Here is a 20,015-nt window from a genome sequence, read left to right as displayed (position 1 = left end):
CCCGTTCAGTCCCCCTCAGCCCTACTTGTCGATATCCCCGACCACAAAGAAGAACGAGCCCAGGATCGCCACCATGTCCGCGACCAGCGTGCCGGGCAGCAGCTGGGAGAGGGCCTGGATGTTGTTGTACGACGCCGAGCGCAGCTTGAGCCGGTAGGGCGTCTTCTCGCCCTTGGAGACCAGGTAGTAGCCGTTGAGCCCGAGCGGGTTCTCCGTCCAGGCGTAGGTGGCGCCCTCCGGGGCCTTCAGCACTTTGGGCAGCCGCTGGTTGACAGGGCCCGGCGGCAGCTCGGCCAGCCGGTCGAGGCAGGCGTCGGCCAGGTCGAGGGAGTTGTGCACCTGGTCGAGCAGCACCTCGAAGCGCGCAAGGCAGTCGCCCTCCTGGCGCGTGATCACCTTCAGGGTGTCCTGGAGCTGTCCGTAGGCCAGATACGGCTCGTCGCGGCGCAGGTCGAAGTCCACGCCGGAGGCGCGGGCGAGGGGTCCGCTCACGCCGTAGGCGTGCACCAGCCCGGGGCTGAGCACGCCGACGCCGCGCGTCCGGCCCCGGAAGATCTCGTTGCCGAGCACCAGCTTGTCGAAGGAGTCCATCCGCCCGCGCACCGCGCCCACCGCCTGCCGGGCCCGGTCGCGCCAGCCGGCGGGCAGGTCGTCCTTGAGGCCGCCGACCCGGTTGAACATGTAGTGCATCCGGCCGCCGGAGACCTCCTCCATCACGTTCTGGAGTTCCTCGCGCTCCCGGAAGGAGTAGAAGACCGGCGTGATGCCGCCCAGCTCCAGCGGATAGGAGCCAAGGAACATCAGGTGGTTGAGGATCCGGTTCAGCTCGGCCAGCAGCGTGCGCGTCCACACCGCGCGCTCCGGCACCTCCATGCCGAGCATCCGCTCGACGCCGAGGACGACACCCAGCTCGTTGGAGAACGCCGACAGCCAGTCGTGGCGGTTGGCCAGCACGATGATCTGGCGGTAGTCGCGTGCTTCGAAGAGCTTCTCCGCGCCCCGGTGCATGTAGCCGACGATCGGCTCCGCCGCCTCGATCCGCTCGCCGTCCAGGACCAGCCGCAGCCGCAGCACTCCGTGCGTGGAGGGGTGCTGCGGGCCGATGTTGAGCACCATGTCGGTGCTCTCCGCCGCGCCGCCGATGCCGACCGTCGTGGCGGCGGTCTCCGTCTGAGTCATGAAACTCAGTCTGTCAGCTTCCTTCTCCAGGTGGACAAGGTCCCGTGTGGACCGCTCGTACGCTGAACGCATGACCAGGGGAACACCTCCCGACGCCGACGGCAGGCAGGGCGACGGCGGGCGGGGCAACGGTGGACAGGGCGACGGCGGGCAGGGCGAGGGCAGCGGGGGCCCGGACGCGGGGTGGCGGGGTGTCGAGAGGGCGCTGCTGTCGCTGCGCAGGCTCGTGCTGGTGAGCGTGCTGCTGCCGCTTGCGGTCGTGCTCGGTGTGGTGCCGGTGTTCACCGTGGGGCCGGCGTGGGCGCTGTTCGCGCTGGTTCCGCTCGTCGTCGCCGTCTGGGGCTGGGGCGCACTGGCCCGTAACTGGCGCTCGTGGCGGTACACGGAGCGCGCTGGGGGCACCTCCCGGACGGAGTCCGGGGGCGATCTGCTCATCTCGCGCGGTGTGCTGTGGCAGGAGACGACGGTGGTGCCGTATGGACGGATGCAACTGGTCGAGGTCACCTCGGGCCCGCTGGAGCGGCGCTACGGCCTGGCCACCCTCCAGCTCCACACCGCCGCCGCCACCACGGACGCCTCCATACCCGGACTGTCCCCGGCCGAGGCCGAACGGCTCCGCGACCGGCTGACCGAGCTGGGCGAGGCCCGCTCGGCGGGCCTGTGAAGCCCGGACCGGGCGCCGCGAGCCCGGCGCCCCCGGGGCCGTCCGCCGCCGGCCCGCGCTTCCTCCCCCGCCGCCCCGAGGGCAGCAGACTGCATCCCGTCACGCCCTGGCGCCGGGCTTGGGCGCCGCTGGCCGCGCTGCTCGCCTTCTGCGCGCACGACTTCGAGCGGGCCCGCGAGTGGTCCGAACGCCTGACCGCCGGGTGGGTGCTGCTGGGGCTGGCCGCGCTGTTGCCGGTGGCCGCCGCCTACGGCTTCCTGTCCTGGTGGTGCACCAGCTACCTGGTCACCGACACCGAACTGCGCATCCACACCGGCCTGTTCTTCCGCCGTGCGGCGCACATCCGGCTCGACCGCATCCAGGCCGTGGACGTCTCCCGCCCGCTGCTCGCCCGGCTCGTCGGCGTCGCCAAGCTGAAGCTGGACGCGGTGGGCACCGAGTCCAAGGACGAACTGGCCTACCTCGGTGAGGCCGAGGCCGTGGCACTGCGCGCCGAACTGCTGGCCCGCGCCGCCGGGATGGCGCCCGAGGACGCGCCCGAGGCGGGCGAGGCCCCCTCGCGAGACCTGCTGCGCCTCCGGCCGCGCACGCTGATCGTCAGCGTGCTGCTGACAGGCGGCGCATGGGGCATGCTGGCCGCGCTGTTCGTCGTGCCCGCGGGCGTCTACCTCGGCGCCGGCAGCGTGTGGCCCGCGCTGGCCGCGCTGCTCCCACTGGCCGGCGGCTTCTGGACCACCGGGGCCGGCCGCGTGGTGCGCGAGTGGGACTGGACGGTCGCCGAGTCCCCCGACGGCCTCCGCCTGGACTCCGGGCTCCTGGACCGCCGGCACGCCACCGTGCCGCCCGGCCGGGTCCAGGCCGTACGCATCGTCGAGCCGCTGCTGTGGCGGCGGCGCGGCTGGGTCCGCGTCGATCTGCGGATCGCGGGCGCGGGCAAGGACGCGGAGCACGACGGTCTGCTCCTGCCGGTGGCCGAGTGGGGCGAGGCCGCCACCGTGCTCTCCCGCGTGCTGCCCGGCGTCGTCCTCGACGAGGCCCTCGCCTCGGCCGCACCGGCCCCGCGCCGGGCGCGCTGGTGCGCCCCCGTGGTGCGCCGCGGCTACGCGCACGGGGTGACACCAGAGGTCTTCGTCACCCGCGAGGGGCTGTTGAAGCGCAGCACCACACTGGTGCCGCACGCCAAGGTGCAGAGCGTGCGGCTCACCCAGGGCCCCTGGGAGCGGCGGCACGCTCTGGCCGACGTCTGCCTCGACCACGGCGCGAACGGCAAAGCGTGCGCCCGGCTGCGCGACGTGACGGAGGCGCGCGCCCTCGTGCACGCCCAGGCGGAGCGCTCCCGCGCGGGCCGCCGCACCGCCGCCCCCGACCGCTGGCTGACGTGACGGCGGCGGCCCCGCTCTCGGCCCCGGCCCCGGCCGACGGTGAACCGGTGACCGATGACCGGTGACCGGTGACCGGTGACTGCGGACCCGCTCCGACGGCGAGGAGCGGCCCGGCAGCGCCCACGGCCGCCCCTTTCGTCCCGTACCCCTACGCTGGGCGCATGAGTGCGAGGACGCGTGGCCGAGTGGACGGGCTCCCCGAATGGGACCGTTGCGCCGTGATGGGTGTGGTGAATGTGACGCCCGACTCGTTCTCGGACGGAGGGCGCTGGTTCGACACCGAGGGCGCGGTCAAACACGGGCTCGATCTGGTGGCGCAGGGCGCCGATCTGGTCGATGTGGGCGGCGAGTCCACCCGCCCGGGAGCCGCCCGGGTGAGCGAGGCGGAGGAGCTGCGCCGCGTCCTGCCCGTCGTGCGGGGCCTGGCCGCGGAGGGCGCCGTGGTCAGCGTCGATACCATGCGCGCCTCGGTCGCGGCCCGCGCCGTGGCCGCCGGTGCCGTGCTGGTCAACGATGTGAGCGGGGGTCTCGCCGACCCCGAGATGGTCCCGGCAGTCGCCGAAGCTGAGGTTCCGTTCGTGGTGATGCACTGGCGCGGCCAGAGCATCGACATGAACAATCGCGCTGTCTACACGGACGTCGTAGGCGAGGTGGTCAGCGAGTTGCGGGACGCGGTGGACCGCGCCGTCGGGGGCGGGATCGCACCCGCCCGGATCGTCGTGGACCCGGGCCTGGGCTTCGCCAAGCGCGCCGAGCACGACCTGGCGCTCGTAGCAGCTCTGGCCCGCCTGCGTACCGAGCTGTCCCGCCCGCTGCTGGTCGCCGCCTCCAGGAAGCGCTTCCTGGGCCGGGTGCTGGCCCACGAGCACGGCACCACGCCGCCGCCCGCCCGTGAGCGCGACGCGGCGACAGCGGCCGTCTCGGCCCTCGCGGCCCGCGAGGGCGCCTGGGCCGTCCGCGTCCACGAGGTACGGGCCAGCGCCGACGCCGTCCGCGTGGCCCGCGCCATCGAGGAAGCGGCCCCACCGCACGACGCCGGCGCCCCCCACGGCCCCGAAACCTCCCACAGCTCCCACGCCCCCCACCGTCCCGAAACCCCCCGAACCGAGGACACAGAGGCACCCGAGTGAGCAGCGCCCGTACGGACATCGAGGCGGTCGAGGCCGCCAACACCGCGCTGTACGAGGCGGTCGAGCGAGGCGACCTGGAGGCGCTTTCGGCGCTGTGGCTGGAGGAGGGCGAGGCCGGAGAGAGCCCCGCCGCCGCCGGGCCCACCGACACCGCCGACACCACCGACACCGCCGACACCGAGAGCACCGACGGGGCCGGGAGCCACGGCGGCGTCAGCGTCGTCCACCCCGGCTGGCCCGTGCTCACCGGCCGCGGCGAGGTGCTGCACTCCTACGCGCTGATCATGGCGAACACCGAGTACGTCCAGTTCTTCCTCACCGACACCGAGATCTCCGTCCTGGGCGACACCGCGCTGGTCAGCTGCACGGAGAACATCCTCAGCGGCGGCCCGGCCGAGGAGGACGGCTCCGCCGGCCCGCTGGTGGGCGGCCTCGTGGTGGCCACCAACGTCTTCCGGCGTACCGGCGAGAACGAGTGGAAGCTGTGGTCGCACCACGGCTCACCCGTACTGGTGGAACGCGACGACGAGGACGATGAGGACGGCGAGGACGAAACCGACCTCGGCCAGGGCGATATCGACATCTGAGGGCTGCCGAGTCGCCTCGGTGCGGGGCAGTCCCACCCGTTGGTGGCATGTGGCGCGGAATGTGCGCGTGGCAATCGGTGCTGTGGGGTATGCGGCGGCGCAAGCCGCCGGACGGCGGCCCCCCGGCGGCCCGGCCAGGGCTCTCAAGTGCTCCTGCCGGGCGACGGGAGAGCCTCCTCGCGGGCCCCTCGGCCGGGTGGCCGGGGGCTCGCAGGTAGATTCGATTCGGTGGCGCGACCAGCGGCGCCGTGTCCACACGACCGACGGGAGTGACGCACATGGACCGCGTCGCACTGCGCGGCCTCAAGGCGCGCGGGCATCACGGGGTGTTCGCCAGGGAACGCGAAGAGGGGCAGATCTTCGTCGTCGACCTGGACATGGGTCTCGACACCCGTCCGGCCGCCGACGGCGACGACCTGGCCAAGACCGTGCACTACGGCATCGTGGCGGAGGAAGTCGTCGCGGTCGTCGAGGGCGAGCCGGTCGATCTGATCGAGACGCTCGCCCAGCGGATCGCGGACACCTGTCTGCGACATGAGGCCGTAAGGGAGGTCGAGGTGGTCGTGCACAAGCCGGACGCCCCGATCACCGTGCCGTTCGAAGACGTGACCATCACTATCAAGCGGAGCCGCGCATGACGCCGAACAGTGACCCGACCGTACAGCCGGTGCCCGCCTCGGTGGTGCAGCAGGTGGATGCGGCCGATGCGACCCTGCACAACCCCCAACGCGCCGTCATCTCCCTCGGCAGCAACCTCGGGAACCGGCTGGAATCCCTCCAGAGCGCGATCGACGCCCTCGCCGACACCCCCGGGCTGAAGGTCAAGGCCGTCTCACCGGTCTACGAGACCGAACCGTGGGGCGTGGACCCGGGCAGTCAGCCCACCTACTTCAACGCGGTCGTGGTCGTCAAGACGACCCTGCCGCCCGACTCGCTCCTGGAGCGCGGCCACGCCATCGAAGAGGCACTCGAACGCGTCAGGGACGAGCGCTGGGGCCCCCGCCCCATCGACGTGGACATCGTCGCCTACCAGGGCGTCGTCTCCGACGACCCGAAGCTGACCCTCCCGCACCCGCGAGCCCACGAGCGGGCCTTCGTGCTGGCACCCTGGCGCGATGTGGACCCGGCGGCCGAGGTGCCGGGGCACGGCCCGGTCGAGCAGCTGCTCGCCTCGCTCGGCACGGAAGGCGTCACCGTGCGCCAGGACCTGGAACTCAGCCTGCCCGCGTAAGCGTTGGGTGCCCCGTGCCGCTCTTTTCCGGGTGCCGTCCCGGACCCACCGCCCCGCGAGGTGAAGCTCTGTGAAAGAACTCCGTATCCGCACCCTGGCGGCCCTCTTCGTGGTCGCCGGGGTGCTCTCGTGGGGCGGAGCGAGGCTCTGGGACTCGCTCGGCACCCTGCCGAGCGTCCCGGTCGCGGCCCCGATCGTGCTGGGCGCGATCGCCGCCGTGCTGCTGGCCACGGCCCTGTCGCTGCGCTCCCGGCTGAAGGCGCAGCGCGAACGGGTGCCGGGCGCGAAGGGGGTCGATCCGATGATGGCGGCCCGCGCCCTCCTGTTCGGCCAGGCCAGCGCACTGGTGGCGGCGCTGGTCTCGGGCATGTACGGCGGCACGGGCCTGTTCCTGCTGATCGAACGCTCCGACATCCCGGCCAGAACCGACCAGGCCCTCTACGCGGGCCTCGCCGTGGCCGGCGGCATCGCCGTCATAGCGGCAGCGGTCTTCCTCGAACGCGTCTGCCGCCTCCCGGACGACGATGACGACGACCTCCCTCCGGCGGCGAGAGCGTGACCCGCCTCACCCTGCGCCCATGAGGTGACCGGGCGCCAGAAGGCGCGGGTGGGGCTCCAGGCCCGCGTCACTTGGCGAGTATCAAGCTCATGGCCTCGGACCGGGTGGTGGCATCCCTGAGCTGGCCGCGGACGGCGGAGGTCGTCGTCTGGGCACCGGGCTTGCGCACGCCCCGCACAGACATGCACATGTGTTCGCATTCGATGACGACGATCACACCCCTGGGCTCCAGAATCTTCATCAGCGAGTCCGCGATCTGGGTGGTGAGCCTCTCCTGGACCTGCGGGCGGCGGGCGAAGACATCCACAAGGCGGGCCAGCTTCGACAAGCCAGTGATCTTGCCACTGGTCGCCGGGATGTAACCGACGTGTGCCACTCCGTGGAAGGGCAGCAGGTGGTGCTCGCACTGACTGACGACCTCGATGTCCTTCACCAGGACCATTTCGTCGTGACCGAGGTCGAAGGTGGTCGTCAGCACGTCCTCCGGCCGTTGCCGCAGCCCGGCGAACATTTCCCGGTACGCACGCGCCACCCGCGCGGGCGTCTCCACGAGTCCTTCCCGGTCCGGGTCCTCACCGACCGCGATCAACAGTTCCCGTACCGCGTTCGCGGCCCGCTTCTCGTCGAACTCACCTATCGGGGTCTCGCCCTCCAGGGTCACCGGGTCGGTCATGTGTTCCTCGATCCTCATACGTACACAGCGGAAAGCCGCGCCCCTCAGAGGCTAGAACCCGAGGGACGCGGCTGACATTCCGGGGTACGGCCCGGCCCGCCGTGCTGCGGCTGCCGACTACCCGTTGTCCGGGTCCACCGGCTCGACGATGGCATCCGAGTCACGGGGCCCGATCTCCTTGCCCAGCGACGGCGTGGAGCCGTTCGTCAGGGCGGCCGGCGGGGCCGAGACCGGCGGCCGGGTGGAGGGGGTACGGCGCGAGGAGCCGGTCCAGGCGGGCCTGGCGGGACGCTTCACGATCGGGTTGAAGATCTCGGCGATCTCCTCCTTGTTCAGCGTCTCCTTCTCCAGCAGGGCCAGGACGAGGTTGTCGAGGACGTCGCGGTTCTCCACCAGGATTTCCCAGGCTTCGTTGTGCGCCGTCTCGATCAGCTTCTTGACCTCCTCGTCCACCAGCCCGGCGACCTCCTCGGAGTAGTCGCGCTGGTGGCCCATCTCCTTGCCCAGGAAGGGCTCGGACTGGTCGGAGCCGAACTTGATCGCCCCGAGCCGCTCGGTCATGCCGTACTGCGTGACCATCGCGCGGGCCGTGGCGGTCGCCTTCTCGATGTCGTTGGCCGCGCCCGTGGTCGGGTCGTGGAAGACCAGCTCCTCGGCCGCCCGGCCGCCCATCATGTAGGCGAGCTGGTCGAGCATCTCGTTTCTCGTCGTGGAGTACTTGTCCTCGTCCGGCAGCACCATCGTGTAGCCCAGTGCGCGGCCTCTCGACAAGATCGTGATCTTGTGAACGGGGTCGGAGTTCGGTGAGGCCGCCGCGACCAGGGCGTGACCGCCCTCGTGGTACGCGGTGATCTTCTTCTCCTTGTCGCTCATGATCCGGGTCCGCTTCTGCGGGCCCGCCACGACGCGGTCGATCGCCTCGTCCAGGTACTTGTTGTCGATCAGCTTCTGGTCACCGCGCGCGGTGAGCAGCGCCGCCTCGTTCAGCACGTTGCTCAGGTCGGCACCGGTGAATCCGGGCGTCCGCCGGGCGACCGCGCTCAGGTCCACGTCGGAAGCCATCGGCTTCCCCTTCTGGTGAACCTTGAGGATCTCCAGACGGCCCTGCATGTCGGGACGGTCCACCGCGATCTGGCGGTCGAAGCGGCCCGGACGCAGCAGCGCGGGGTCCAGGATGTCGGGCCGGTTGGTGGCGGCGATCAGGATGACGCCGCCCTTCACATCGAAGCCGTCCATCTCGACCAGCAGCTGGTTGAGCGTCTGCTCGCGCTCGTCGTGGCCACCGCCCATGCCGGCGCCGCGGTGGCGGCCGACGGCGTCGATCTCATCGACGAAGACGATCGCCGGGGCGTTCGCCTTGGCCTGCTCGAACAGGTCGCGCACCCGGGAGGCGCCCACACCGACGAACATCTCGACGAAGTCGGAGCCGGAGATCGAGTAGAACGGGACGCCCGCCTCGCCCGCGACCGCGCGGGCCAGCAGGGTCTTACCGGTGCCGGGCGGGCCGTAGAGCAGCACACCCTTGGGAATCTTGGCGCCGACGGCCTGGAACTTCGCCGGCTCCTGGAGGAACTCCTTGATCTCGTGCAGTTCCTCGACGGCCTCGTCGGACCCCGCCACGTCGGAGAAGGTCGTCTTGGGAGTGTCCTTGGTGATGAGCTTGGCCTTGGACTTCCCGAAGTTCATGACCCGGGAGCCGCCGCCCTGCATCTGATTCATCAGGAACAGGAAGACGACGATGATCAGGACGAACGGCAGCAGCGAGAGCAGCATCCCGACGAACGGGTTCTGCTTCTGCGGCGCGACCGTGTAGCCCTTGGGGATCTCCTTCTGGTCGTACTTCTGCTGAAGTTCCTTGGCGATGTCGACGCCCTGGTCGTCGATGTAGCTCGCCTTGATCTTGTCGCTGTCCTCGACCTTGGCGCCGTCCTTGAGCTCCAGTTTGACGATCTGTTCGTCGCCCGTGGTGAGCTCGGCGGACTTCACCTTGTCTTGTCGGATCGCCTGTACGACCTGGCCGGTGTCCACCGTCTTGAAGCCGCCGGACGAGCCGACGACCTGCATCAACACGACCACGGCAAGGACGGCCAGCACGATCCACATGACCGGCCCGCGGAAGTATCGCTTCACGTCCATCCATACGGAGCGCGTGCGCCCCGTCCCTCCTGCCACAGTGAGTTGAAAAGCCTGACCTTCGGACGGTACCCCAGCATTGTCACCCGGCGCCGCCGAGGACGGTTAACCACACCGCCCTCCGAAGCTCCAACGTGGGGGCCCGGCCCAGTGTTCCCGCTCCGCAAGCGCGTGCGGGCCGTTGCGCCGACCGGTTCGGTGAACCGTTCGGCGTACCGCTGTGCGCCGGATGGCCCGGCCGCCTGTCAGCCGCCGTAGACGTGCGGTGCCAGCGTGCCCACGAAGGGCAGGTTGCGGTACCGCTCGCCGTAGTCGAGTCCGTAGCCGACCACGAACTCGTTGGGGATGTCGAAGCCCACCCACTTCACGTCGATCGCCACCTTGGCGGCGTCCGGCTTGCGCAGCAGCGTGCACACGTTCAAGGAGGCGGGCTCGCGCGAGCCCAGGTTGGACAGCAGCCACGAGAGGGTCAGACCCGAGTCGATGATGTCCTCGACGATCAGCACATGCTTGCCCTGGATGTCGGTGTCCAGGTCCTTGAGGATGCGCACCACTCCGGAGGACTGGGTGCCGGCGCCGTAGGAGGACACCGCCATCCAGTCCATCGTCACCGGGTTCGACAGTGCCCGCGCCAAGTCCGCCATGACCATGACGGCGCCCTTGAGGACGCCGACGAGCAAGAGGTCCTTCCCCGCGTACTCAGCGTCGATCTTCGCGGCCAGCTCCGCCAGCTTCGCGTCGATCTCTTCCTTGCTGACCAGCACCGACTGAAGGTCGGTGCCCATGTCTTTCTCGTCCACCCGTGCCGCTCTCGCTCGTCGAGGTCTCAGCCCCACCGGAGAGGCCGGGCGGCCGTCGTGCGACGTGCCGCCGGCCGGTGCCGGTCAGTGCCGGTCGTTCGGTGAGCCATGCCGGATGACCAGTCTGCCACCCTGCCTGCTGGCCTCTACACGCCCGGGGAGGTTGAGGGCCCGCTGACCGCGCCACGCGGTGATCAGCCGGTCCATCTCCTCGATGTGCCGGGCGAACAGGGAGCCGGCCGGAGCGCCCGCCTCGATCGCCGCCCGCCGCAGCACGCGCCGCCGCACGGCGGGGGGCAGCGCGTACAGCCGCGCGGTGTCCAACTCCCTGCGCAGACCGGGGGCGCCACCGGATGCGGCGCCCGGCGCACCACCCCGGGACCCCGGGGTGCCTCGGTTCGGACCCGGGCCGGAGGCGGGGCTCTCGGGGGAGGGTGCCGGGTGCAGCACCGTGCGCTCGGCGTCCTCCGTCCACGCGTCCAGTGCGTCCGCGTCGTCGCGGGAGAGCTGTGCGGTACGGGCGAGGGCCTCGACGACGCCCTTGCCGAGGGCCTTCTCCAGCGCGGGCAGCGCCTCGTGGCGTACGCGGGAGCGGGTGTAGGCGGGGTCGGCGTTGTGCGGGTCGTCCCAGACGGGGAGCGACTGGACCATGCACGCCTTGCGGGTGGATTGCCGGTCCACGCCCAGGAAGGGGCGCCGGTAGCGGCCCCGGGGGCCGGAGACCGCGGCCATGCCGGACAGGGAACGGATGCCCGAGCCGCGGGCGAGGCCGAGCAGCACGGTCTCCGCCTGGTCGTCGCGGGTGTGCCCGAGCAGTACCGCGGCGGCGCCGAGCCGCTCGGCGGCCTCGTCGAGGGCGCGGTAGCGGGCGTCGCGCGCGGCGGCCTCGGGGCCGGTGTTCGTACGGCCCACGCGTACGGCGACGGACTCGACGGGGCTCAGGCCCAGCTCCGCGAGGCGGTCGGCGACGTCCTGGGCGCGCTCGGCCGAGCCGGGCTGGAGGCCGTGATCGACGGTGACCCCGCCGGCGCGCAGACCGAGGCGGGGGGCTTCGAAGGCGAGCGCGGAGGCGAGCGCCATGGAGTCGGCGCCGCCCGAGCAGGCGACAAGCACGAGCGGCGCGCCGGAGGGCACGGCCGGCCGGGCACGGGGGGAGGGCGCGGTGGGCCGCGTGCGGGGGGAGACGGGAGGGGGAGGAGTGAGGGGGGCGGGGGTGGCGGTGGGCGCGGGGAGGGGCGCGGCGCCGGGGGATTCGGGGGCGGGGAGGGAGAGGGCCGGCTGGGGGGCTGCCGTCACATGTGCGCTGAGCACGTCGTGGAGTGTGCGGCGGACCGCCAGGCGTATCGCGGCGACCGCGGGGTGGGGACCCATGTCCGATTCACATCCTCGTCAAGTGATCTGCGTCGATGCGGGGTCCGCAGATCTGCGGGGGTTTGCGGGGTTCTGCGGGGGGACTTGCAGCTGGTCTTATCACGCTGTGTATGAGGATGGTGACAGAGACGAGCCGTGTTCCCCGAGCATCGCACGCGTACCCCGCCCTCACGGTCCCTCAGAAGGGTGAATGGCGAGGCTCCCGGTAGCCTCAGTCGGCCTTTCGGTGCACCCTCGCGACCCACTCCCCGGGTTTGGCGATCTCCGCCTTCGTCGGGAGCGTGTTCGGTGAGGTCCACACCCGGTTGAAGCCGTCCATGCCGACCTCGTCCACCACCGCGCGCACGAAGCGCTCGCCGTCGCGGTACTGCCGCAGCTTGGCGTCGAGGCCCAGCAGCTTGCGCAGTGCCTGGTCGAGACGGCCGGCGCCGCTGGCGCGGCGCTTTTGGAACTTCTCGCGGATCTCCGAGACCGAGGGCACGACCTGCGGCCCCACCCCGTCCATGACGTAGTCGGCGTGGCCCTCCAGCAGGGACATCACCGCGGTCAGCCGGCTCAGGATCTCGCGCTGGGCCGGGGTCTGCACCAACTCGACGATGCTGCCGCGCTCCTCGCGCGCCGCCGCCTCCTCTCCCGCGGGGGCCTCGCCCGGCTTGTTGCCGGTCAGGGACTGGGCGGCCTCGCGCAGGCGCTCCAGGAAGGTGGAGGGGTCGATGTCGGTCTGCTCCAGGAAGGACTGGATCTCCATCCGGATGTGGTCGCGCAGCCAGGGCACGGCCGTGAACTGGGTGCGGTGGGTCTCCTCGTGCAGGCACACCCACAGCCGGAAGTCGTGCGGGTCCACTTCCAGTTCGCGCTCGACGTGCACGATGTTGGGCGCCACCAGCAGCAGCCGGCCGCCGCCCTCGGCGCCCCCGGGCAGCTCGCGGGTGGCCGGGGCGAACGTCTCGTACTGGCCCAGGACGCGCGAGGACAGGAACGAGAGCAGCATCCCGACCTCGACGCCGGTGACCTTGCCGCCGACGGCGCCGATCACCGCGCCGCCGGGCACCGTGGCGCGGCGCTCCTCGACCTTGCTGAGCAGCGGCGAGAGCAGTTCGCGGAAGCCGGCGACGTTGGCACGCACCCAACCGGGCCGGTCCACGACCAGGACGGGTGTGTCCCTGCCCTCGGGGCCGGCCGCGCTCAGGCGGGTGAACTCGCGGACGTGCTCCTCGGACGCCTTGGCGTGCCGCCGCAGTTCGGCGACGATGCCGCGCGCCTCTTCCCTGCTGACTTCGGGCCCCGGCCGCACGAGCCGGGTCGCGGTCGCGACCGCGAGTTTCCAGTCGACCATCTCCACACCACCGAGGCTCGTCATTCCTTCACCGTACGTGCAGTGTGCTCCGTACGGGAGGAGACCGGGGTACCACCGGCTCTCCCCGGGGGCCGTCCGGCTCCGGGCCGGTCCCGGAGGGTGCGGGCGGGGGCGGTCAGCCGGCGGAGGGTGAGTCGCGGCAGCCGCAGTTGGCCAGGGTGGAGGCCAGGCGGTCCAGGGAGTTCTGCGCGGCTGCCGGATCGGTGGTGCCGCTGGTCATGAAGGCGAAGGACAGCATCCGGCCGTCGGCGTCCACGACGGTGCCGGCCAGGGTGTTCACGCCGGTCAGAGTGCCTGTCTTGGCCCGGACCAGGCCCGCGCCCGGCGCGCCGCGCTCGCCGCCGTAGCGGGCGTCGAGGGTGCCGGTGAACCCGGCGACCGGGAGGCCGGTGAGCACCGGCCGCAGCGCGGGCTCCTCCGGGGCCCCGGCGCGGACCAGGAGCTGGGTGAGCAGCGCGGGCGAGACGCGGTCGGCGCGGTCCAGGCCGCTGCCGTCGGCGAAGACGGTGCCCTTCAGCGGCAGGCCGAGCCGCTTGAGGGTGCTCCTCACGGCGCGGCCCGCGCCCTTGAAACTGGCGGGCTCGCCCTTGGCCAGCGCGGTCTGGCGGGCGAGTGCCTCGGCGATGTCGTTGTCGCTGTTGGTGAGCATCCGCTCGACCAGGGCGCTGAGGGTGGGTGACTTGTGGACGGCCAGCGAGCGGGCCGAGCCGGGGGCTTGGCCGGACTCGGCCGGGCCGGTCGTCCGCACGCCGGCGCGGCTGAGCCGGTCGGCGAACTCCTGGGCGGCCTGGCCGGACGGGTCGGGGGTGCGGGCCGCGGGGCCGTGGTCGCTCTTGTCGAGCCGGCCCTCGTTGAGCATCAGCGGGGTGACCAGGGCCAGGTTCTCGTTCGGGCCGATGGGGTGCTGCCGGGTGCCGGTGTAGCGGCTGAGGTCGTAGGTGAGCGTGACCTCGCGCACGCCGCGCTTGCGGAGGGTGCGGGCGGTCTCCTCGGCCAGGTCGGCGAGCGCGCCCTTGGTGAGCGTGGGATCGCCGCCACCGACGAGCGTGACGCGGTCGCCCTTGCCGACGACGCGGGTGGCGACGCGGTGGTTCTCGCCGGCGGCGGTCAGCGCGGCGACGGCGGTGGCCAGCTTGATGGTGGAGGCGGGGGTCGCGGTCTGGCCGGCGCCCTGGGCGAACAGCTGCCGGCCGGTGACGGCATCGACGACGGAGGCGTGCTGTACGGCGCCGAGCGACTGATCGTCGAGCAGGGGTTCGAGGGTGTCGGCGAGGGCCGAGGCGGTGGGCGGCGGCACCTTGGCGGCCCGCCGGGAGCCCCCGGCGCTGCCGTCCGGGGCGCCGCCTTCGCCGTTGCCGACTCCCTTGGTACCGGTGGTGGCGCCCGTACCGGGGAGGGGGCCCGCCTGGGCGAGGACCTGGGGGGCGGTGAGCCCGGAGCGGTCCTCCTCGCCGGGGCCGCCGGGCCCCTGGCCGGCCGCCCAGACGCGCTCCGCCGTACGCTGCCCCCCGTCCCAGGGGCCCGTGGCGGCCACGGTCGTCAGCGCGACCACGAGACCGACGGCGGCGGCGCCCGCCGCCAGGCGTATGGTCTGCCGCTGCTGCGGCCCGGCCTCCCGCCAGTGTCCCGGGATCCCGCGTATGGCGGTGTCGGCGGAGCGTGCCGCCGCCCCGGCGCGGCGGCGTGCCGCTCCCGCCGACCGCGCAGCCGCGCGATACGCCCGGTTCGCGGTGTCTCGCACCTTCGATGCGGTGTTCGGCACCCCGACCAGCCCCTTTCGCGAGCACACATGTGCGTGGGGGACACTTAATCACCAGACTGGAGTTCTTCTGGGGGACGGCCCCCAGGGCACGCGAGTGCTGATCTATTGATGATCTATACGGAGGAGCCTCCCTGTGGAGTTCGACGTCACCATCGAGATCCCGAAGGGTTCGCGGAACAAGTACGAGGTGGACCACGAGACCGGCCGCATCCGGCTCGACCGTCACCTGTTCACCTCGACCGTGTACCCGGCGGACTACGGCTTCGTCGACGGCACCCTGGGCGAGGACGGTGACCCGCTCGACGCTCTGGTGCTGCTGGAGGAGCCGACGTTCCCGGGCTGCATCATCAAGTGCCGGGCCATCGGGATGTTCCGGATGACCGACGAGGCCGGCGGCGACGACAAGCTGCTGTGCGTGCCCTCCTCGGACCCGCGCATGGAGCACCTGCGCGACATCCACCACGTCAGCGAGTTCGACCGGCTGGAGATCCAGCACTTCTTCGAGGTCTACAAGGACCTGGAGCCCGGCAAGTCGGTCGAGGGCGCGAACTGGGTGGGGCGTGCGGAGGCCGAGGCCGAGGTCGAGGCTTCGGTGAAGCGGCTGGCCGCCGAGGGCGGCGGTCACTGAGACCTCGCCGGTCCGGCCCGCTCGTTATTCGTTCCGCCGCGACGGCGGGTGCCATCCGATGGCACCCGCCGTCGCGGCGGAAAGTCGTCAGGGGCGGCGGAAAGTCGTCAGAAGCCGCGGGTCCGCTTGGCCGCGCGGCGGCCCGGCAGCGGGGTCTCCTGGCCGGGGGTCTTGATGAACAGGCGGGCCAGTTCTCCGCCGAGGTTGACCCCGATGGCGATGGCGAGGGCCAGCGCGCCCGCCGTGGCCAGGTGTTCGAAGCCTTTGTTGACGTCTTCCTGGGCGATGTTGAGCAGCCCGAAGTACGTCGCGCTGCCCGGCAGCAGCGGCCCGATGGCCGCCGTGATGTAGGGCAGCGAGGAGGAGAACTGGTAGCGGGACAGGAGCTGGCCGAAGAGGCCGACCAGCCCGGCGGCCACCACGGTGGCCGGCACCGGCGGCACCTTCGCCATGGTCAGCGCCCCGTAGATCAGCCAGGCCACTCCCCCGTTGAGGGTGGCCAGCAAGACGGTGTGACGTTCCTGCTGGAGCAGCACGCAGAAGGCCAGCGCCAGCAGCATCGCGGCGAACAGCTGGGTGACCGGGCGGCTGGCGTGGTGCACGACGTCGGGGGTCAGCTTGGCGTCCAGCTTGGCACCGACGTACAGGACCAGCAGCACGCCGCAGACGATCCCGACGATCAGGTAGATGACCTCCAGCAGGCGGGCGGCGGCGGTGATGTAGAAGCCGGTCAGCCCGTCGTGCACGGCCGCGACCAGCGCCCGCCCCGGGATCAGCGCGAAGAGGCCGCCGGTGATGACGGCGGACGCCTGGAGGCGTGAGTCGTTGACCTGGTAGAGCAGCGCGACGGTGACCCCTATGGCGGCGGGCGGCATCGCGGCGGCGGCGAACTGGTAGAACTCGGGCAGCCCGCGCCCCGCGCACAGCCAGGCCAGCCGGTCGCCGAGCATCGCACCGAGCGCGGCCAGCACGAACACCAGCGCGTCACCGCCGACCAGCAGCGACGCCGCACCCGACAGCGCGCCGCTGGCCACGGTGAGCGCGCCTTTGGAGAAGGGGTGCCGGTTACGGCGCATCTCGGCCAGGCGCCGGTACGCCTCCTCCAGCGTGACGTCGCCCTGGGTGATGTCGGCGACGAGGCCGAAGACGGAGGCGAGGCGCGTGTAGTCGGTGCCGCGCCTGCGCACCGTCCTGCTGAGCGTCACCGGGTCGTCCACCAGCGAGGGCTGGTGGGTGATGGACAGCAGCGTGAAGGTGACGGTGGGCTCGGTGCGGTCCAGGCCGTAGGCGTGGGCGACGCCGAACATGGCGGCCTCCACGTCCTCGGCGCCCTCTCCCCCGGCCAGCAGCAGCTCGCCGATACGCAGGATGAGGTCGAGGACGCGGGGAGCGGAGGGCCCGGTGTCCACGTCCTCCGAGCGCGCGGCACGCTCGGGGACGGGCCGCTCGGCCAGCGGCATCCGCACCATGGTGCGCATCCGGTCCTGCCAGGGCGAGCCCGGCTTGGCCAGCGGTCCGATGACGGGGATGCCCTCCGGCGGGGTGAAGGCACTGCCCGGCTCGTAGGGCTGGGGCGCGACGAGCCCCTCGGGGACGGCGAACTCGGAGGTGGGCTGCTCGTCCTCCGGTACGGGCGGGAGCGGTACGCCCAGCGGTGGGGTGAACGCGCTGCGCGCCTCGTCGGAGTGCGGCTTGTCCTCCGGTTCTTCCCCCTGCTCTGCGGCGTCGCCGTTTCCTCTGGGCTGCCCCACCACGTTCTGTCCGCTCCTCACACTCTTGCGCCTTAAGCGCGGTAAGCCTCAAGTCTCCAGCAGTGCCACACCCTCCACGCGGTGTCCAGCGGAGCTGGTTCCACCTGGCGGAAGCGTGATACCTCACAGTGGAGCGCCGTGTTCTCCCAAGGTCCCCCCAAAGGTCCCCCTGAACAGAGGGATTAAAAGGAAGTCAGGTGACGGATGTGAGTCGGGGGTTGAACGCGGCAGGGGACGGCATGCGCGAATAGTCATACTTCGCACATACCGTCCCCGGCGCGGATTCCCGTCACGCCCCAGCACGCCAGATGCAGCCGTGCAGCGCAACGCGCCCCTCTGCGCCGCGATGCGCCGCAGAGGGGCGCGACGTGAGCCCCCACCGAGGGGCACGACGTGGGCCCACGCGGACGGGCCCCACGCAGCCGCGCGGCGCGACGGCCCGGGCGCGCCCGCCCTCAGCCGGCGCGGGCAGCGCGCGCGGCGTCGGCCGCGATCGCGTCCCGCATAGAGGCGGCGAGGCCCGGCCTGATGGCCTCGTAGGCGGCGGTGAAACGCTCGTCCGCCACGTACATCTCGCCCTGTCCGCGGTGCATCTCACAGCCGCACTCCCAGCTGGTGCGCGAGATGAACCCGCGGTGCTCCTCCGCCAGGTCCATCGCCCCGGGGGCGTCGGCGGGCACGCCTGCTGCCGTGCGCCGGCCAGGGCGCAGCAGCCCGACCTCGTCGTAGTGGTGCGGCGTGCGCACCGTCACGCCGGCGAAACCGGCGACCTGCCCGACGGAGTGAACGCCGGGGCTTTCCGCAAGAGTTCCGGTAGCCCACGTCCGCCTCCTCGTTCGCTTGACGACGCCCACGGTGCGTCCTCACACCGCGTGAGGTGCGAGCCCGTACCGGCAGCAGTCTCCCGGCCGGCTGCCGGAGGGGCGCTCACCTCCCCATCGCCGCGTACTTGCGCACCGCCAGCGGGAAGAAGACCGCCAGCATCGCCACCGGCCACGCCACCGCCAGCAGCGCCGCGTGCTCGGCCGCCCAGGAGCCGCCGCCCCACACCGGGTTGCCGAACAGCTCCCGCACGGCGCGGGCCGTCGCGGACATCGGGTTCCACTCGGCGACGGCCCCCATCCAGCCGGGCATGGTGGAGGGCGAGCTGAACACATTGGAGAAGAAGGCGACCGGCCAGATCAGGATCTGCGCGGCCTGCACCATCTCGGGCCGCCCGGCGACCAGTCCGAGCCAGATGCCGGCCCACAGCATCGCGAAGCGCAGCAGGAGCAGCAGCCCGAGCGCGGCGAGCACGGCCCCGGGCCCGCCGTGCCAGCGCCAGCCGACCAGCAGCCCGGCGAGCAGGAGAACGGCCAGGGCGACGGCGGACTCCAGCATGTCGTGCACGCTGCGGCCCACCAGCACGGCGGACCGGGACATGGGCAGGGAGCGGAAGCGGTCGATGACGCCCTTGTTCAGGTCCTGGGTGAGCGCCACCATCGTGGACTCCAGCCCGAAGGCCATGGTCAGCGCGAACATCCCGGGCACGAGGAACTCCCGGTAGTTGCCGACCCCCATGCCCCCGCCGATGAAGTACACGAACATCACCAGCATCATCAGCGGGAAGAAGACGCTGATCACGGCCCGCATGGGCCTGCGCTGCCAGTGGGCCAGTTCCCGCCTGGTCATCGTCCAGCAGTCGCTCAGCACATGGATGCGCATGGTGCTGCTCGTACTCGCACTCGTATCCGTGCTCGTGCTCGTGCTCGTGCTCGTGCTGCTCATGCCGCGGACCGCCTTTCCCGGTGCGGGCCCGCTTCGGTGGTGTGCAGGAAGACCTCGTCGAGCGTGGGCCGCCGCAGCGCGATGTCCTCGGCTTCGATCCCGGCCGCGCCAAGGGCCCGCACGGTCTCGGCGAGGGCCGCCATCCGGTCGGCGACCGGGGCGCTGAGCAGTCTGCGGTCCTCGTCGCGGGTCACCTCGGCCCCGGTGGCCCCGGCCGCCGCGCCGAGGACCGCGGCTGCGGCGGACAGGCGTGCGGCATCGCGTACGACCACGTCGATCCGGTCGGCGCCGAGCCTGGACTTCAGCTCGTCGGCGGTGCCCTCGGCGACGACACGTCCGGCGTCGATGACGGCGATGGCGTCGGCGAGTTGGTCGGCCTCCTCCAGGTACTGCGTGGTCAGCAGCACCGTCGTCCCCTCGCCGACCAGGGTGCGGACCGCGCTCCACACCTCGTTCCTGCCGCGCGGGTCCAGGCCGGTGGTCGGCTCGTCCAGGAAGAGGACCCGGGGGCCCGCGCCCCCGGCTCCGGCACCGGTTCCGCCGGCCCCGCCGATGAGCGAGGCGGCCAGGTCGAGGCGGCGGCGCATGCCTCCGCTGTAGGCGCTGACCGGCTTGCGGCCCGTGCCGGTGAGGTCGAATCGCTCCAGCAGTTCCCCGGCACGGGCTGCCGCGTGCCGGGCGCCCAGGTGGTGGAGGCGGCCGAACATCTCCAGGTTCTGCCTGCCGCTCAGTTCCTCGTCCACGGCCGCGTGCTGGCCGAGCAGCCCGATGCGGCGGCGGACCGCGTCGGGCTCGGCGGCCACGTCGTGGCCCGCGACGAACGCCCGCCCGGCGCTCGGTCGCAGCAGGGTCGCCAGGATGCGCACGGCGGTGGTCTTGCCTGCGCCGTTGGGCCCGAGCAGTCCCTGTACGGTGCCGGCGGGCACTGTCAGATCCAGTCCGGCCAGCGCCTGTTTCGTGCCGTAGTCCTTCCTCAGCCCCTCGATGACGACGGCATCGCCCGTCCCCATGGCGTCTCCCCTCGGTTCCCCTCGACGATTA

Annotated in this window: 19 protein-coding genes; 8 read left to right on the top strand and 11 right to left on the bottom strand. The window is 72.0% G+C overall.

Going from position 1 to position 20,015, the window contains the following annotated elements; all coding sequences use genetic code 11:
- Positions 1-21 precede the first annotated feature (21 nt).
- The gene (locus tag ABD339_RS10000) at positions 22-1,179 is read right to left on the bottom strand and encodes an NADH-quinone oxidoreductase subunit D (RefSeq protein ID WP_344564319.1); all 1,158 of its coding nucleotides are present in this window, start codon (positions 1,177-1,179) and stop codon (positions 22-24) included.
- Between the two features lie 70 nt (positions 1,180-1,249).
- On the opposite strand from ABD339_RS10000, the gene ABD339_RS09995 reads away from it, so the two are divergent.
- From ABD339_RS09995 to ABD339_RS09965, 7 genes are all read left to right on the top strand, one after another.
- Positions 1,250-1,843 (top strand): PH domain-containing protein, encoded by a 594-nt coding sequence (locus ABD339_RS09995; protein WP_344564318.1) that lies wholly within the window; start codon positions 1,250-1,252, stop codon positions 1,841-1,843.
- The gene (locus tag ABD339_RS09990; RefSeq protein ID WP_344564316.1) at positions 1,840-3,225 is read left to right on the top strand and encodes a PH domain-containing protein; all 1,386 of its coding nucleotides are present in this window, start codon (positions 1,840-1,842) and stop codon (positions 3,223-3,225) included. Before ABD339_RS09995 ends, ABD339_RS09990 begins: the two co-directional genes overlap by 4 nt.
- Positions 3,226-3,386: 161 nt before the next feature.
- Entirely contained in the window at positions 3,387-4,355 is a 969-nt protein-coding gene (gene folP / locus ABD339_RS09985; RefSeq protein WP_344564314.1) for a dihydropteroate synthase, read from the top strand.
- Positions 4,352-4,942, top strand: coding sequence for a nuclear transport factor 2 family protein (locus ABD339_RS09980; protein WP_344564312.1), 591 nt, complete (start codon positions 4,352-4,354; stop codon positions 4,940-4,942). Before folP ends, ABD339_RS09980 begins: the two co-directional genes overlap by 4 nt.
- A gap of 278 nt (positions 4,943-5,220) precedes the next feature.
- On the top strand, positions 5,221-5,580 hold the full coding sequence (folB, locus tag ABD339_RS09975; RefSeq protein WP_344564310.1) for a dihydroneopterin aldolase: 360 nt from the start codon (positions 5,221-5,223) through the stop codon (positions 5,578-5,580).
- Positions 5,577-6,173 (top strand): 2-amino-4-hydroxy-6-hydroxymethyldihydropteridine diphosphokinase, encoded by a 597-nt coding sequence (gene folK / locus ABD339_RS09970; RefSeq protein ID WP_344564308.1) that lies wholly within the window; start codon positions 5,577-5,579, stop codon positions 6,171-6,173. The genes folB and folK overlap by 4 nt, the downstream gene beginning before the upstream one ends.
- A 70-nt stretch (positions 6,174-6,243) precedes the next feature.
- On the top strand, positions 6,244-6,732 hold the full coding sequence (locus tag ABD339_RS09965) for a DUF3180 domain-containing protein (protein WP_344564306.1): 489 nt from the start codon (positions 6,244-6,246) through the stop codon (positions 6,730-6,732).
- A gap of 67 nt (positions 6,733-6,799) precedes the next feature.
- On the opposite strand, the gene folE is transcribed toward ABD339_RS09965, so the two are convergent.
- The 6 genes from folE to dacB form a co-directional block, all read right to left on the bottom strand.
- Positions 6,800-7,405, bottom strand: coding sequence for a GTP cyclohydrolase I FolE (folE, locus tag ABD339_RS09960; RefSeq protein ID WP_344564304.1), 606 nt, complete (start codon positions 7,403-7,405; stop codon positions 6,800-6,802).
- A 117-nt stretch (positions 7,406-7,522) separates the two neighbouring features.
- On the bottom strand, positions 7,523-9,541 hold the full coding sequence (gene ftsH / locus ABD339_RS09955; protein ID WP_344564300.1) for an ATP-dependent zinc metalloprotease FtsH: 2,019 nt from the start codon (positions 9,539-9,541) through the stop codon (positions 7,523-7,525).
- A 242-nt stretch (positions 9,542-9,783) separates the two neighbouring features.
- Positions 9,784-10,323 carry a hypoxanthine phosphoribosyltransferase gene (gene hpt / locus ABD339_RS09950; protein WP_344564460.1) on the bottom strand — a complete coding sequence of 180 codons (540 nt, stop codon included), beginning with the start codon at positions 10,321-10,323 and terminating at the stop codon, positions 9,784-9,786.
- Between the two features lie 99 nt (positions 10,324-10,422).
- Positions 10,423-11,709: a tRNA lysidine(34) synthetase TilS gene (tilS, locus tag ABD339_RS09945; protein ID WP_344564298.1), complete on the bottom strand. Its 1,287-nt coding sequence runs from the start codon at positions 11,707-11,709 to the stop codon at positions 10,423-10,425.
- 211 nt (positions 11,710-11,920) lie between these two features.
- Entirely contained in the window at positions 11,921-13,069 is a 1,149-nt protein-coding gene (locus ABD339_RS09940; RefSeq protein ID WP_344564296.1) for a zinc-dependent metalloprotease, read from the bottom strand.
- Between the two features lie 112 nt (positions 13,070-13,181).
- Complete coding sequence (gene dacB / locus ABD339_RS09935; RefSeq protein WP_344564294.1) at positions 13,182-14,807, bottom strand: D-alanyl-D-alanine carboxypeptidase/D-alanyl-D-alanine endopeptidase; 1,626 nt, start codon at positions 14,805-14,807, stop codon at positions 13,182-13,184.
- Between the two features lie 154 nt (positions 14,808-14,961).
- On the opposite strand from dacB, the gene ABD339_RS09930 reads away from it, so the two are divergent.
- A complete protein-coding gene (locus tag ABD339_RS09930; protein WP_344564292.1) occupies positions 14,962-15,456 on the top strand; it encodes an inorganic diphosphatase in 495 nt (164 codons plus the stop codon).
- A gap of 107 nt (positions 15,457-15,563) precedes the next feature.
- On the opposite strand, the gene ABD339_RS09925 is transcribed toward ABD339_RS09930, so the two are convergent.
- From ABD339_RS09925 to ABD339_RS09910, 4 genes are all read right to left on the bottom strand, one after another.
- Positions 15,564-17,210, bottom strand: a complete 1,647-nt coding sequence (locus ABD339_RS09925) for a threonine/serine exporter family protein (RefSeq protein ID WP_344564459.1) — start codon at positions 17,208-17,210, stop codon at positions 15,564-15,566.
- Between the two features lie 452 nt (positions 17,211-17,662).
- Entirely contained in the window at positions 17,663-18,061 is a 399-nt protein-coding gene (locus ABD339_RS09920; protein ID WP_344564290.1) for a MerR family transcriptional regulator, read from the bottom strand.
- Between the two features lie 73 nt (positions 18,062-18,134).
- Positions 18,135-18,911: an ABC transporter permease gene (locus tag ABD339_RS09915; RefSeq protein ID WP_344564458.1), complete on the bottom strand. Its 777-nt coding sequence runs from the start codon at positions 18,909-18,911 to the stop codon at positions 18,135-18,137.
- Between the two features lie 59 nt (positions 18,912-18,970).
- Positions 18,971-19,984 carry an ATP-binding cassette domain-containing protein gene (locus ABD339_RS09910; protein ID WP_344564288.1) on the bottom strand — a complete coding sequence of 338 codons (1,014 nt, stop codon included), beginning with the start codon at positions 19,982-19,984 and terminating at the stop codon, positions 18,971-18,973.
- Positions 19,985-20,015 lie beyond the last annotated feature (31 nt).

The sequence above is a fragment of the Streptomyces axinellae genome (assembly GCF_039532135.1).
Classification (GTDB): domain Bacteria; phylum Actinomycetota; class Actinomycetes; order Streptomycetales; family Streptomycetaceae; genus Streptomyces; species Streptomyces axinellae.
The sequence above is the reverse complement of the archived record's forward strand: the minus strand, read 5'-3'. Positions and strand labels throughout refer to the sequence as shown.

What these genes read in the sequence shown, in the direction of transcription:
- folK (WP_344564308.1), top strand. Translation starts at nt 5,577, where the DNA reads ATGACGCCGAACAGTGACCCGACCGTACAGCCGGTGCCCGCCTCGGTG.
- hpt (WP_344564460.1), bottom strand. Translation starts at nt 10,323, where the DNA reads ATGGGCACCGACCTTCAGTCGGTGCTGGTCAGCAAGGAAGAGATCGAC.
- ftsH (WP_344564300.1), bottom strand. Translation starts at nt 9,541, where the DNA reads ATGGACGTGAAGCGATACTTCCGCGGGCCGGTCATGTGGATCGTGCTG.
- ABD339_RS09940 (WP_344564296.1), bottom strand. Translation starts at nt 13,069, where the DNA reads ATGACGAGCCTCGGTGGTGTGGAGATGGTCGACTGGAAACTCGCGGTC.
- tilS (WP_344564298.1), bottom strand. Translation starts at nt 11,709, where the DNA reads ATGGGTCCCCACCCCGCGGTCGCCGCGATACGCCTGGCGGTCCGCCGC.
- ABD339_RS10000 (WP_344564319.1), bottom strand. Translation starts at nt 1,179, where the DNA reads ATGACTCAGACGGAGACCGCCGCCACGACGGTCGGCATCGGCGGCGCG.
- folP (WP_344564314.1), top strand. Translation starts at nt 3,387, where the DNA reads ATGAGTGCGAGGACGCGTGGCCGAGTGGACGGGCTCCCCGAATGGGAC.
- ABD339_RS09910 (WP_344564288.1), bottom strand. Translation starts at nt 19,984, where the DNA reads ATGGGGACGGGCGATGCCGTCGTCATCGAGGGGCTGAGGAAGGACTAC.
- ABD339_RS09915 (WP_344564458.1), bottom strand. Translation starts at nt 18,911, where the DNA reads ATGCGCATCCATGTGCTGAGCGACTGCTGGACGATGACCAGGCGGGAA.
- folB (WP_344564310.1), top strand. Translation starts at nt 5,221, where the DNA reads ATGGACCGCGTCGCACTGCGCGGCCTCAAGGCGCGCGGGCATCACGGG.
- folE (WP_344564304.1), bottom strand. Translation starts at nt 7,405, where the DNA reads ATGACCGACCCGGTGACCCTGGAGGGCGAGACCCCGATAGGTGAGTTC.
- ABD339_RS09995 (WP_344564318.1), top strand. Translation starts at nt 1,250, where the DNA reads ATGACCAGGGGAACACCTCCCGACGCCGACGGCAGGCAGGGCGACGGC.